Annotated in this window: 9 protein-coding genes; 5 read left to right on the top strand and 4 right to left on the bottom strand. The window is 49.2% G+C overall.

Features of this window, described 5'->3' with window-relative positions; translation table 11 throughout:
* Window positions 1–154: 154 nt before the first annotated feature.
* Window positions 155–1,261: an AI-2E family transporter gene (locus tag B5P39_RS13515; RefSeq protein ID WP_088211869.1), complete on the top strand. Its 1,107-nt coding sequence runs from the start codon at window positions 155–157 to the stop codon at window positions 1,259–1,261.
* Here B5P39_RS13515 and B5P39_RS13510 read toward each other — a convergent pair.
* Both B5P39_RS13510 and B5P39_RS13505 read right to left on the bottom strand, forming a co-directional pair.
* The gene (locus tag B5P39_RS13510) at window positions 1,258–1,548 is read right to left on the bottom strand and encodes a helix-hairpin-helix domain-containing protein (RefSeq protein ID WP_088211868.1); all 291 of its coding nucleotides are present in this window, start codon (window positions 1,546–1,548) and stop codon (window positions 1,258–1,260) included. The genes B5P39_RS13515 and B5P39_RS13510 overlap by 4 nt on opposite strands.
* Before the next feature lie 66 nt (window positions 1,549–1,614).
* A complete protein-coding gene (locus tag B5P39_RS13505) occupies window positions 1,615–2,667 on the bottom strand; it encodes an HD-GYP domain-containing protein (RefSeq protein ID WP_088211867.1) in 1,053 nt (350 codons plus the stop codon).
* A 556-nt stretch (window positions 2,668–3,223) separates the two neighbouring features.
* Between B5P39_RS13505 and B5P39_RS13500 the strand changes: the two genes are divergently transcribed.
* A complete protein-coding gene (locus tag B5P39_RS13500; protein WP_088211866.1) occupies window positions 3,224–8,284 on the top strand; it encodes a response regulator in 5,061 nt (1,686 codons plus the stop codon).
* Entirely contained in the window at window positions 8,275–9,846 is a 1,572-nt protein-coding gene (locus B5P39_RS13495) for a response regulator (RefSeq protein WP_088211865.1), read from the top strand. The genes B5P39_RS13500 and B5P39_RS13495 overlap by 10 nt, the downstream gene beginning before the upstream one ends.
* A gap of 45 nt (window positions 9,847–9,891) precedes the next feature.
* Here the strand turns inward: B5P39_RS13495 and B5P39_RS13490 are convergent, their stop codons facing one another.
* Window positions 9,892–11,952, bottom strand: a complete 2,061-nt coding sequence (locus B5P39_RS13490) for a S9 family peptidase (RefSeq protein ID WP_088211864.1) — start codon at window positions 11,950–11,952, stop codon at window positions 9,892–9,894.
* Window positions 11,953–12,109: 157 nt separating this feature from the next.
* On the opposite strand from B5P39_RS13490, the gene B5P39_RS13485 reads away from it, so the two are divergent.
* Together B5P39_RS13485 and B5P39_RS13480 are read left to right on the top strand one after the other, a co-directional pair.
* Window positions 12,110–12,628, top strand: a complete 519-nt coding sequence (locus tag B5P39_RS13485) for a DUF2975 domain-containing protein (protein ID WP_011715691.1) — start codon at window positions 12,110–12,112, stop codon at window positions 12,626–12,628.
* A 2-nt stretch (window positions 12,629–12,630) separates the two neighbouring features.
* Window positions 12,631–12,858, top strand: a complete 228-nt coding sequence (locus B5P39_RS13480; protein ID WP_039978987.1) for a helix-turn-helix domain-containing protein — start codon at window positions 12,631–12,633, stop codon at window positions 12,856–12,858.
* Between the two features lie 44 nt (window positions 12,859–12,902).
* Here the strand turns inward: B5P39_RS13480 and B5P39_RS13475 are convergent, their stop codons facing one another.
* Entirely contained in the window at window positions 12,903–13,481 is a 579-nt protein-coding gene (locus B5P39_RS13475) for a nucleoside triphosphate pyrophosphohydrolase family protein (RefSeq protein WP_011715693.1), read from the bottom strand.
* Window positions 13,482–13,672 lie beyond the last annotated feature (191 nt).

Below are 13,672 nucleotides of genomic sequence, written 5' to 3'. Positions count from 1 at the left end.
ACACTACTCACGCTTTAGTTAAATGTCGTTGCCCATGGAAAGCACTGCGCAATAAACTGGCTCACAGAATGGGGAACGCCCAAAGGCTGGTTGTTGCTTGGCACTCTGCCGAGTTTTCCACCTTGTTGTTGGATTCTATTGTGGGAGTATGTGGATGGCACAGATTATCAGTAATGCTGCGGTGGGTCGTACCCTATTGATTTTATTGCTGTGTGCTGGCGTTTTCTTTTTTATCGATTTTTTAGTTCCTGCCTTGGCCGCCCTGATCGTCTGCTTCTCCAGTTGGCCGTTGTACCAAAAATTAATGGCTAAATGCGGTGGTCGCTCGGCGTTGTCTGCCACAATCGCGTTGGTCTTGATTATTGTTGGGCTTATCACGCCGCTGATTTTTGTATTTTCCTATGCATTACAAGAGATTCGAGCCTGGGTTGAGTGGCTGGTGTATGCCAACCAGCATGGCGCTCCCGTGCCGCTGTGGATTAAGGATTTACCTTGGATTGGCGAGTGGCTTACCCTGCAATGGCAGCAGTTTATCGGTGAACCCCATGAACTGGGCAAGATAGTCAGTGCCATTAGCGGTCAGAATCTGAGTGGTATTTCCCGCTGGGTACTGCAATTGGGCTGGAATACCTTGGGTCTGTTGTTAACCCTGCTGTTTATGCTGATCACCTTGTTTTTCTTATATAAAGATGGCGAATCGGTGGCTAAACAGCTGGATATTGTCGGTGAGCGCATTCTTCCCGCCCGCTGGCATCGGTTCTCCCGCGTGGTGCCTGCGACTGTGAGTTCAACCGTTATCGGCATGACGCTTATCGCCATCGGCGAGGGAATAGTGTTGGGGATTGCTTACTGGATTGCCGGTGTGCCTTCGGCCGTGGCCTTTGGAGTGTTGACTGCGTTTATGGCCTTAGTGCCCGGCGGCGCGCCAACCATGTTCACTTTGATCTCACTGTATTTAGTCGGCACCGGCGATATGACGGCGGGAGTGGGCTTATTCCTCTGGGGCAGTATCGAGCTGTTTATTGTTGATAAAACCCTAAGACCTAATCTGGTTGGCGGGCCAATCAAATTACCTTTCCTGCCGACCTTCTTCGGACTGATTGGCGGGGTGAAAACCATGGGGTTTGTTGGCCTGTTTGTCGGCCCGGTATTGATGGCGTTGCTGATTGCTATCTGGCGCGAGTGGTTAAGGGATGAGCCTGATAATACGCTGGTAACCGAACCCCTTGAATCCCCAAGGGAGCAAGGTCAGTCTAGCTAGAGCTGAGTGAGCGCTTGTTTACGTTCCTCGGTATAAAACCACCAAGGTTTAGGATCGTCACCCGCCATAAAGCGGGTGACAGATATAAACACATCCAGCATGCAGGGATCGTGGATTTTCCCAGTTAATCTATTGATACGTGAGTACATTTCGTAGGGATCTTGCCCTAACAGTTGTTCTGGGCTCTCGATGCCGAGTAATCGTAAATCTGCTGCGCAGGCCTTACCAATATTGGGTAAATCCGTTAATCGCTTTACCTCGTTGCGCACTACTTTTGCTGGATTCATCTATTAGCCCCATCTCTAGCCCCTATGACTATGAGTCTACCTCTTGCTCCCACTTTAGTCAGGCATTCAAGCGACAACACTGGTTGTTTTGGGTTCTGCGAAGCGTTGCTGTACTTCTAGTACCTGCGCTTTGCACTCGATAAAGGCGCGAGTGAGTTTAGGATCAAACTGAGTGCCAGCATTTTCTTCAATATAATCAAATGCCTTTTGTATACTCCACGCCACTTTATAGGGACGGTCTGAGGTGAGTGCATCGAAGACATCGGCGATGGCGGCAATGCGGGCACTTAATGGAATTTGCTCGCCAGCGAGCCTGTGGGGATAACCTGTTCCGTCCCAACGTTCGTGATGATAGAGTGCGATCTCCTTGGCGAGGGATAACAGCGGATCATCGTCATAACCGAGGATCTGCGCGCCAAAGGAGGCGTGTTGCTGCATTTGGCGTCGCTCATCATCGGTTAATTTTCCCGGCTTAGACAGAATCGAATCTGGGATGCCGATTTTGCCAATATCGTGCATCGGGAGCGCGGTAAAATACATCTCACACCAAGCTTGGGAATCACACACATATTGAGCCAAAATGCGGCCGTAGTGGCTCATCCTAGTAATATGTAGGCCTGTTTCGTTATCGCGATACTCCGCCGCCAGTCCCAGTTTTTGGATAATTTTATGGCGAGTCAATTCCAACTCTTGCGTCCGTTGCTGTACTAGGGCTTCGAGCTGCCGCGCCTGATTACTCAAGGCTAAATGGGTTTGAGTGCGTACCTTGAGTACCGCAGGGCTAATGGGTTTGGAAATATAGTCCACTGCGCCGAGTTCAAAGCCTGTTTGCTCGTCTATGGTATCGGTTTTGGCAGTCACAAAGATCACAGGGATCTTGCTGGTGATGGGGTCTCGCTTAAGCCTACGACAGGTCTCGAAGCCATCCATCTCAGGCATCATCACATCGAGTAAGATAAGCTCTGGGAGGGGATGGGTGCTGGCCAGTTTAAGCGCCTTTTCACCTGAGATCGCGGCGCGGATCGTGTATTGATCTGACAAGATCCCGTGAATAATCTGGATATTATCGGGTGTATCATCCACCACTAATAATATGGGTTTAGTGACAAGTGAAGTCATGGTTTCGCCTCTACTGAGTCGGTTTGTTTCCCGTATTAATCCGGTGGCGAGACTGAGAAAACCCCAATTCGTCCCCGTTAATGCCAGTGCCAAAATAGGCGGGTAGTGCTGCTTAATTCCATGAAAATGTTTTATAACAATATGAAAATAATCATAAAATTATGATGGCTATGTTTTCATCGTTTAGGTTATATGATGGCGGTAGCTATAAGCTTGACGGAAAATAAGATAGCGGATTTAACAGCTGGTTAAATCTTGTTCTGGCCAGATAATAACCCAAAAAAATGTATCATGTTGTATCTTTTGGTCTGTTTTGTTCACACTTTTAGGGATTAATGCTTTTTAGTGTGAGTGGTTTTTTCTACAATTACTGCCTGTTTTATGAGCTAAGGTGCCATTGGCCTCATGGATCAAATGGCCAAGCCTGTTCCATCCATTACCTCGGGTTCAATTGAATCCACAGTGTTTTAGCTGTTCGCATTTCGTCTGTTCTCATTCTTAAGTACACCATTCATACCAGCGGGACGGTAAGAAACTTAACCTAAGAGGAAAAGTTATGGCCGTTTTTGGCATTCTTTCGGGTCGTTTAGATAAGGCCATTCGACACATCTTTACGGCCATTGGCGGCCAGCGTCAAAGCGTAAAACCTAGCGTGCGCGTTATCTCCTCGCTGGGGTATTTTGCCTGTCTCTTGAGCCTGTCGGCGTCTTTACTGTGCTTATGGCCGAATACGGTTGTGGCCAATGAGATGTCACTGCAAGAGCATCGTCAGGCTTTATCCCAACTGACGCCGGCGCAAAAACTCGCCCATAGCCATAGGGTGAGTATGATTTTGGAGGCGGATAGACCCTTTTGGAATCAAGTCGCTAAGTTTGCCAAGATTGCCGCCATGGATCTTAATATCCAGCTCGACATCGTCTACGGCGATGGCACGCCGGAAACCTTACTCGCTCTGGGGCGTGAGGCGATAGATAACGCCGTTGCTGGGATTATTTTTGTCCCAATCTTGGGTATGGGGCAGGACCTCTTAGTGGAGGCCAAACGCAACAATATCCCCGTCGTGACCATTAACTCCGAATTTGCCCAAAGCTCATTGGCCTTAAGAACCCAAAATCCTAACTGGGTTGGTAAGGTGACGATGAATAGCAGCAATCTGGGGCAAAACCTGCTCGAAAAAATGTTTGAGGAGGAAGCCAGCTCCGAGCAGATGAACCTGTTACTACTCGCGGGAAGTAAAGACAATCTCGATGTGCAAAAGCGTACCGCTGAACTCAAAAATGCCGTGAGCAAGCAATTTGCCAATGCCAAATTCAAGGTCGTTAATACCGATTGGAGCGCCTCGGCGGCGCGTGCCGCTTACCTTAAGGCGATACAGCAAGATCCAAATATTAATACCGTGATTGCAATGAACACCACTATGGCCATGGCGGTGACCCATGAGGCCGAAGCCGATACTTCGCGCCCTATGCCCCATATTGGTTCGCTAAGTTGGAATCATCAATTGGCACAAGGGATCCAAAAGGGCACTGTCGCCGCGGGTGTCGGCGGGGTGGAATTTCAAGGCGCCTTTGGCCTTGTGCTGTTATTTGATTATTTAAATGGGGTGGATACTCGCGCTAAGGGCTTCGAGTTTCAGGTATTGCCTTTGATCATCAGCCCCAATAACTATAACGATTACTATGAGTTACTCGATTTTGACTCACTGCAACCTGACTTTTCTCGGGTGTCTCTTGCGCTAAATACGAATCTGTTTTTGGTGGATTTTCGCTTAGGCAGCTTGATCCCTAATATGGATGTTCACCGCTTTATGACTCAGCTAAGCGTGGAGGAAAGGGCCTTTATCAACAACAATCCTATCGTCAAGGTTGGGATTGATCCTCATTCCGCTCCCATTGATTTTATTGATGAAAACGGCATCCACCGTGGCATGATGGCGGATTATCTCGCCGAGATCAGCCGCGTCGTACCGCTGATCTTCCAGACCTATAACGAAGGTTCTTGGCAGCAAGCCATCGATGAATTTAAGCGGCACGATGTGGATATGTTATCGCTGGCCTCGGCCAATGCTGGCCGTGAACAATGGATGTTATTTACCGATGCCATCAATCAATATCCGCCTGTGATAGTCACCCATGTCGATGGAGAACATCCCAGCAGTTTAGAGCAGCTTAAGGGCAAGTCAGTCAGTGTGGTTTCGGGCGATGTGACACAAACGCAACTGCTTGAAGATTATCCTGAAATCGTCCTTATCCCCTTTGAAAATCTTGAGCAAGCGTTAATGGCGGTGAAGCAACACCAAGTCGATGCTGCCTTTGTGAATTTCCCGAGTACAGCTTACTTATTGCAATCGCCACAGTTTAATCGACTGCAAATTGTGTCCGCCAGTGATTACCGCTTTGGTATCTCTATGGGGGTGCGTAAGGATTGGCCTGAGCTACAGAGCATTTTAAATAAGGCTCTGGCTCAAATCCCTCAGGATAAAGTACGTGAAATTCAGCACCGCTGGGTAAACGTGCAATATGAACTGGGGCTCAAGAAGCAGCAAGTATTTGACTGGGCGGTGCGAATTGCCGTGGCCGTCGTGCTTGTTCTGCTGATGTTTAGCTTGCGAAACAGAAGGTTAAATAAAGATATCGCACAGCGGATCCACACCGAGGAGCAGCTCAGCCTGAGTATGAATAAGTTCCAAGCCTTATTCGACTCGGCGGTCGATGCCTGTGTGATTACCGATAGGCAAGGGGTGATTATTGAATGTAACTCAGCCCTGTTATCACTACTTAAATATCAGCACAAACATCAGCTTATTGGTCGGCGTACCCTAGTTTATTATCCACCACAACTGGGCGAAACCCACAGCGAGACCCTGTTCGAGCAACGTCTACAGACTGTGCTGGACCAGGGGCAGTTGCGATTCGAAGCCGATTTTGTGACCTCAATGGCGGAAATCGTCAATGTCGAGGTCACGCTTAAGCGCATCGAGCTCAATGGCTCCCTGTTTGTATTGGGCACCTATCACGATCTGTCGGAACGAAAGCTGATGAATGCCTTGCTCGAACGTGAGCGGGATCTGCTCAAACACGTGTTAGGTAGAAGCCCGATTGGCGTTTGGATCTGCATCGAAGGCGTCTGCCGCTATGTGAACGAGCAAATTACCGAGATGACGGGGCTACAAGTGGGCCAATCCGTTTACCCGATTTTTGCGCAGCCCGATGATTACCGTTGCCATATAAGTGAATTGGATTTAAGCCAAGACAGTACCGTCTTTGAAACTCAACTATTTGATTGCAAAGGGCAACGCCGTGATGTGTTGTTAACTGCATACCACACAGTGCAGGATGGCCAGAATGCTAACCTCTGTTGGGCCTTGGATATTACCGACACTAAGTCGATTCAGGATGAGCTGGCCATCGCTAAGGACGCCGCTGAAGCGGCAAACCGTGCTAAGTCTGACTTTTTAGCGAATATGTCCCATGAGATCCGCACGCCAATGAATGCGATCCTAGGGATGTCGTATTTGGTGTTGCAGACAGAATTAAGCAGTAAACAGCGGGATTATGTGGGCAAAGTACATCAGGCGGCGGGCTCGCTGCTGGGTATTCTCAACGATATTTTGGATTTTTCCAAAATCGAGGCCGAGAAGATGGATATCGAATGCACTGTATTCGATCTCGATGATGTGCTGTCTAACTTGGCCAATGTGGTGAGTTATAAGGTCGAAGAGAAAAACATGGCGTTTATCTTCGATCTGCCGCCCGAATTGCCCCGCTACTACCATGGGGATGGCCTGCGCTTGGGGCAGATCCTGATCAACCACTGCAATAATGCGGTTAAATTCTCCCATAACGACAGTAATGTGGTATTGAGCTGCGAGAGTAAAGTGCATGGTGAGCAGGTTGAGCTGACCTTCTGTGTGGAAGATTTTGGCATTGGTATTCCGGAGCAAAAACAAGGGGTTCTTTTTGGCTCCTTCGAGCAGGTGGATGCCTCTACTTCCCGGGAATATGGCGGCACAGGCTTAGGTTTAGCTATCTGTAAGCGCCTCGCTCATCTGATGGGCGGCGAGGTCTGGTGTGAGAGCGAATTAGGCGTCGGCAGTCGTTTTTATGTCAGACTCACTCTCGATTGTGCCGATACTTATGATCCTAATGCTTTGTTTGATCCCTTAGCGGGAGAAACCGCTAAGCTTATCGGTTTGCACCCTAGGTTAGATAAACTGCTGACCATACATGGTGTTTCGGCAAATATGCAGGTCGAGAGTGCCGATGTGGACACAGTGATCGCCCAGCTTAAACAGTCGCCCACAAGGCAATTGCTGATCTGCGATTACAGTGCATTTGTGCCTGAATTGTTGGAAGCGTTGGCGGTTAACCAAGCATCGCGAATGTTACTGATTGGCCAGCTAAGCGATCAGGATTCTCTTAGACAACTCATTGAAAATAATGACAGAGTCATCTCGCAGACTAAACCGCTTACCCCGATTGCCATAGGCAATGCGCTGTTATCCCTGCTGGGACATCAAAGCGAGGATGGCAGACAAGTACAGCAGGATCATTCGCTGCATGCCCTTAAGACTCAACTGGCGGGCGCAGAGGTGTTGTTAGTGGAGGATAACCAGCTCAATCAAGAGCTGGCGGTGGAGCTATTACGCCAGGCGGGCATCAATGTCACTGTGGCAAATCATGGGCTTGAGGCCATTGAGAGGGTTGAGCAGCAGTACTTCGATTGCGTATTAATGGATTGCCAGATGCCCATACTCGATGGTTACGAGGCGACGCGTCGCATCCGTGAATTGCACCAATTTGCCAACTTACCGATTTTGGCTATGACGGCCAATGCCATGTCCGGCGATATTGAAAAAGCGCTGGCGGTGGGGATGAATGATCAGATCACTAAGCCTGTGCATGTGAAGGATCTCTACACTGTGATGGCGCGCTGGATCACGCCAAAACAGCGAAAATCAGTGCCCTTAGTATTGAAACGCTCGACCCATGCGCAGGATTTACCGCAGCTCGAGGGATTAAGTATTCAAAATGGTTTGTCGCACTGTGATCACAACGAATCACTCTATAGCCATCTGTTGGGCTTATTTATTAACACCAGTAAGACCTTATTGGGGCAACAACAGCGCGCCTGGCAGGAGGAAAACGCCGATGAGCTGCGCTTAAGTTTGCACACCTTAAAGGGCGTTGCCGCCAACGTCGGGGCGATGGAGATCAGCCGCCAGGCTGGTGAACTCGAGCTGCAATGCCTGACTGCGAAGCGGAGTTTTACGGTGGAGCTGCATGAGCAGTTATTGGCGTTACAAACCGAGTTACAGTGTTTAGTCAGTGGCTTAGAGATCTGGCATCAGCAGAACAATAGCATCAAGCCGGAAGCCTCGTTCAGCGATGAAGCGCTCGCGGCCATGTGGCCGCAGTTAGAGCAAAGCCTGCTGGAATACAACACCAATGCCTTGGAGTGGGTGAATAAGCTGACCCATGCGCCGCAGTTACAGGGGGAGTCTGGCCTGCTCAAACAGTTAAAAATGGACGTTGAACTGTTTGATTTTGAACAGGCAATAGTGCGACTACAAACCCTTAAACAGGCGCAACAGGCGAGGGCGGCGACATGCAGTTAACTCAAATGCAGTGCTTGATAGTCGAGGATATGGATGCCCTGCGTAAAATTATGGCCGAGCAGCTGCGCCAACTCGGATTCGGTCAAGTGTTACAGGCCGACTGTGGTCGCCAAGCCTTGGATATGTTGCAGCGAATGCATATCGATCTCCTGTTATTGGATTGGAGTATGCCGGACGGCCATGGGCAAGAGTTACTCGAGAGCCTGCGTCAGCAGGATAAATGGCAAGATTTGCCCATTATTCTAGTGACGGCCAACGCCCATCGCAGTTTAGTGGAAGTGGCGATGAAGTATGGGGTGTCGGATATTATCGCCAAACCCTTTAACTCTAAGACCTTGCAGGCCAGAGTGTTACAGGCACTTACGCGTCGCCATAAGCGCACTCAAGTTGCGCCATCTTCAGCGATGGCGGCCAAAATAGACGCGACGGCGGCAACGGAAACCGCGCCCGCCTTGAATGTGGTGCTGGTGGTCGATGATATGCCGGATAATCTGGCCTTTATGGCGGGGCTGTTAAACGACGATTATAAAGTGCTGTTTGCCAAGGACGGTAAGGCGGCGCTAAAAATTTGCCAGTCGGCGACACCGCCCGATGTGGTGTTGTTAGATGTGATGATGCCCGAAATGGACGGGCATCAAGTGTTGCAAGCCTTAAGAACTGAGCCGCGATCGGCCGAGATCCCGGTGATCTTTGTCAGTGCCCTCGGTGAAGTTGAGCATCATCTGCAGGGGCTAAGAGGCGGCGCAATCGACTATCTCACTAAGCCCGTGCAGCCGGAGATCTTAAAGCTCAAACTGTCGAATGTGCTGGCGCAAGTGCAGCGTCAACGGGCATTACAGCAAGAGTGCGACGAGCTGTTGCGTCTGGCACAACTTAAAGACAATGCCGATAGCATCATAAGCCACGATCTTAAAAATCCGCTGGCAACGATAAGCGCCTTGGCGCAAAAACTCGCGCAGGATAAAAGCTTCCCTAAGGAGTGGCTGCCCAAGATCAATTTAGTCGATGAGTTGGCACTACAGTCGATAAATACCGTGAATTTAACTTCGGATATTCTGCGTATCGAGGCGGGGCAATATGCCTTGGATGCCGAGTGGTTTTCGGTGCATGAGATGCTAAAGCAGTTGCTACAGGCGGCGCAGGTCAACTTTCACAGCAAACAATTAGTGGCTTACTTGTCTCCGGATGAAGATCCCTGCAGTAGCTTCGATGTGATGGGCGATCCTAAATTGTGTCACCCTATGTTATTCAACCTGATTAAAAATGCCTTCGAGGCAGCAAGAGCCAAGACTAAGGTGGCAATTTCGCTATCGCGCCACGAAGGTGATGTTCTGATCGCTATCGAAAACACGGGCGCCGTGCCCGCCGATATCCGTGAGCAGTTTTGGGAAAAATATGTCACGCAAGGCAAGGCTGAAGGGGTAGGCATTGGCACCTATGCGGCGCGCTTATTTGCTCGGGCGCAACAGGGCGAGACCAATCTCGTGGTGGATGATGCTAAGTTACTGACTCGAATTGAGATCCGCTTACCTGCGGCGATCGATGCCGTGGTCGCAGAGTGATAAAGACACAACAAAAAGGGCAAGCTTTAGCTTGCCCTTAGCGCGTTAGAGTTTACTGATATCGACGTTCAGGCTGTCTAAGTGTTTTAGAATGTCGGGGTTCACATTCGTATCGACACGCCCGCCTAAATGCTCTGCAAAAAACTGTTCGGTGGCGACAATCGATGCCAGCTTGTTGGCACGTTTACTGAAGCCATGTCCTTCGTCTTTGGCCAGTACGTACTTAACCGGTAAAGACTTTTGGTACATCTTCTTGGCGATATTATCCGATTCAATTTGGGTGACGCGTGGATCGTTCGCCCCTTGGATCAGCATCAATGGCGCCTTGATATTATCGACATAGTTAATTGGCGAGCGCTTTTCCATATCTTGCTTCTGCTCGGCAATTTGCGGATCGCCCACCGACTCAAACCATTGGCCTAAGTAGGGGCGCCAGTAGTCGGGGAAGGAATTCATCAGCGTTACTAAGCTCGATGGTCCCACGTAAGCGATCACCGCTTGGTACAAGTCGGGTGTGAAGGTCGCACCTGACAGCGCCGCATAACCACCGTAGGAGGCGCCGAAGATCCCTAAACGCTGTTTATCGGCAATGCCTTGTTCGACTAAGTAATTGGCCCCGTCGGTGAGATCGTGCTGCATGCTGCCAATCCCCCAGTTATTGTTACCTAGGTTTAAGAACTTCTTACCGAAACCCGTCGAGGCGCGGAAGTTAGGTTGCAGCACCGCATAACCACGGTTGGCATAGAACTGGGCAATCGCGTGGAAATAGCCCGAGTCGAGCGTCCAAAAATCCCGTGCCCAAGGGCCGCCATGGGGCAGGATAATGGTCGGTAACTGAGTCTGTTTTCCTTTCGGTAGCGTTAAATAGGCTTGGATTTTCACCCCGTCCCGCGCGGTATACACAATCGATTGGCGTGGCGAGAGTTGATCCGCCGGAATGCTCGCCGGAATGTCCACTAACAGATGGATATCCCCTGTGGCGGCATTGTATTGATAGTCCGCGCCTGCGGCTCTGTCGCTGGCGACATGGATTTGCCACAGATTGGTTTTCTCGTTCATCTCGCCAATTGTGATTTCAACATCTTGATTAAAATGACGATTAATCACATCCCAATGGCGAGCAAACTCGGCATCTAAGGGATAAACCCGTAAACGTCCACCGTAGTAACCAACTGCCAAGGGCTCACCCGCATCGCTAAACTGTACCGCAAATACGTCGGCCTCGTTGTCGGGATCCTTGTGAATGGTTTCATATTTACCCGTCATCAGATCGACTTTCAGCAATTCCTGTTTATCGCGATCGCCGATATTGGCGCTGATATAGGCGAGCTTCTTATCATCGTTCACTTTTAGAATATCGATGCTCTCGCCCTTGGCACTTTGAATGATCTTGCGCCAGTTGCCGTCGATCAGCACATATAAGGCATTGGTGTTATCGAGATTACTGCTGCTGGCAATCACAGGTTGCCCCTGCTTATTAAATTTCACCTGAGTAAAGCTCAGCTCGTTCTTCAGGATTGGGGTTAACTTGCCATCGTTGATATTGAGCAGATAAATATCCATGCGGCTCGAATCGTCGTGGTTTGCTTGAACAACCAGCAAATCAGGATTGTCTTTTACCTGCTCGAGCACGCTGTATTGCACGTCGTCCTTATGGGTTAAGCGCTGCTCTTTGGCGGTGATCTTGCCCGCGTGTTCTTCAAAGCTCAGCTTGTAAATCTGGGTGTTCTCATTACCGCCTTTGTCCTTCATAAAGAATAAGTCATTGCCCTTGGCGGACCATTCGAAGGCGCGGATGGGTTCTACCGATGTGGTCAGTGGCGTGGCGCTAGCGAGGTCGCTCTTATCCGCCATCAGATAGATATTGCTGGCCCCTTGGTATTCCTTTACAAAGGCGAGCCATTTGCCATCGTCGGACATTTTTAGATGGCGAATGCTTTGCTCGTTAAAGAAGTTTTCGATGGGAATGAGCGGCGCCTCGGTTTGCTGCGTCGCGGCAACTTGAGGCTGTTCGTTGCGAACATCTGCCGTAGTGCAACCCGTCAGTAGCAGTGCGGCGGCAATGGCAGCACTGCATAACTGACTCGTAAATGGAAATTTTTGCATTGTCGTAACCTTAGTTTAGGAAAATTGACATTATGCTAATACGAAAATTAATTATCGTAAAACAATAAAATTATATTTCTTTGTAATATTTTTTGTCGAAGGATTATACTGGTGCTCGTTCGCTATGAACGGCTTGGGATGATGTTTGGGTGAGTGGATGAATCAAAATTTTGAAAAATTAATAAAAATCAGTGGTTTTTGTCGCTGGCTGGTGCTGTTATCTGCGGTGGCGATTATCGCCCATCTACTTTATAGCTATTGGGCCTATGATGAGATCCGCTTCAATACCAGTAATTCCCAGTTCCTCGAACTGTGGAACTTGCCGAACGCTAGCCGAAACCTGTTACTCGCCATGCTAACCCCTTTATTTATCTCATTTTTAGTCGGTGTTTATTGGCTGCAACGGCTGTTATCCTGCTATCAGCGTGGGTTGTTTTTCAGTGATGAGAGCATGAAATGTTACTTGTGGCTCGTATGGCTGAAAGCCGCCGCCTTAGTGTTTGAAATGCTACAAAACCTAGGCGTAGGTTACTATCATCAGTCATTTTTTGAGGATGGTCGCATCGAATTAGTGCTCGATTTTGGCAATATCACCACGATTTTATTGATGTTGCTGATCGTGTATTTGCTTAAAGCCGCCCGCGATTACGAGGCGGAAAACCAAGAGTTTGTTTGATTTTGAATATTATCGTTAATTTAGACGTCATGATGGCGATGCGAAAGGTGAGTTCTAAGGAGCTGGCCAAAGCGGTGGGCATTACCGAGGCTAACTTGTCCTTGCTTAAGCGGGGCAAAGTCAAAGGGGTGCGTTTTGATACCTTGGCGAGTATCTGTGAATACTTAGCCTGTCAGCCGGGGGACATTTTGGAATACCGCAAGGATGCCGAGCAAGACACGTCGGACTAAGGAAGAGGCCTAGTCTGCATGCTGTGCAGCCTAGGCTTGCGGTGTTACGCTTTTACTAACTGAGTCAAATCCGCAGGGCGGTAGTAAACTGACTTTAATACCTTGCCTTGGCGCACGACTTTACCCGCCATTTCCACATCCTTAGCGCATTTGGCGATGATAAACTCGCCCTTTTTGCTGCCAACGATTTCAACGCCTTGCTCGGCATAGAAGGCGATAGTCTCTGTCAGTTCCTGCTCATTGCGGCAAACTTTGCTCATGTTGCTCGAATGCACTTCATCCCAGCAGGCGATAAAGTCGATTTCACGGTTTTTAGCCACACACAGCAGCAAGTCGATTAGGTAGCTGATCTCTAGGCGATCATTCATTTGGGCCGCGCCTAAATGCACTAAGCGCCCCATCAATACATACACTGAATCGACAATGGCATCGGCCTGCTCGATACGGCTATCGGCTTCGGCAAGTTCGGTTAATTCTTCAATAATCAGCGAAGTATGTAGCGTGTCGGCCTTTTCATCCAAGGAACTAGCCTCGTTAACGGCGAGGTCGAAGGTGCTGCGAAACTCACTGATATCACGGTATAAGTGGTCATAAATGGGTTGAGTTAAACAAGTGAGTTTCATCGGGAAGCCTTAGATTTTATCAATGGGATTTACGAATAGATTTGCAAAATCGATTCATGGATAACAGCGGCAATTCTAAAGAAAGGTGGCGCAGAATACAAAGCGCGCTGGCGATAAGCTAAAAATACCCGCTGCCAAATCGGGGGCAGCGGGCTTCGGCAAAGATTTAGGGTGGGGTACCGAACGGAGAT

Source organism: Shewanella sp. Shew256 (assembly GCF_002196695.1).
GTDB lineage: Bacteria > Pseudomonadota > Gammaproteobacteria > Enterobacterales > Shewanellaceae > Shewanella > Shewanella mangrovisoli.
Note: the sequence above shows the minus strand (reverse complement) of the source record. Positions and strands in the feature narration are given on the sequence as shown.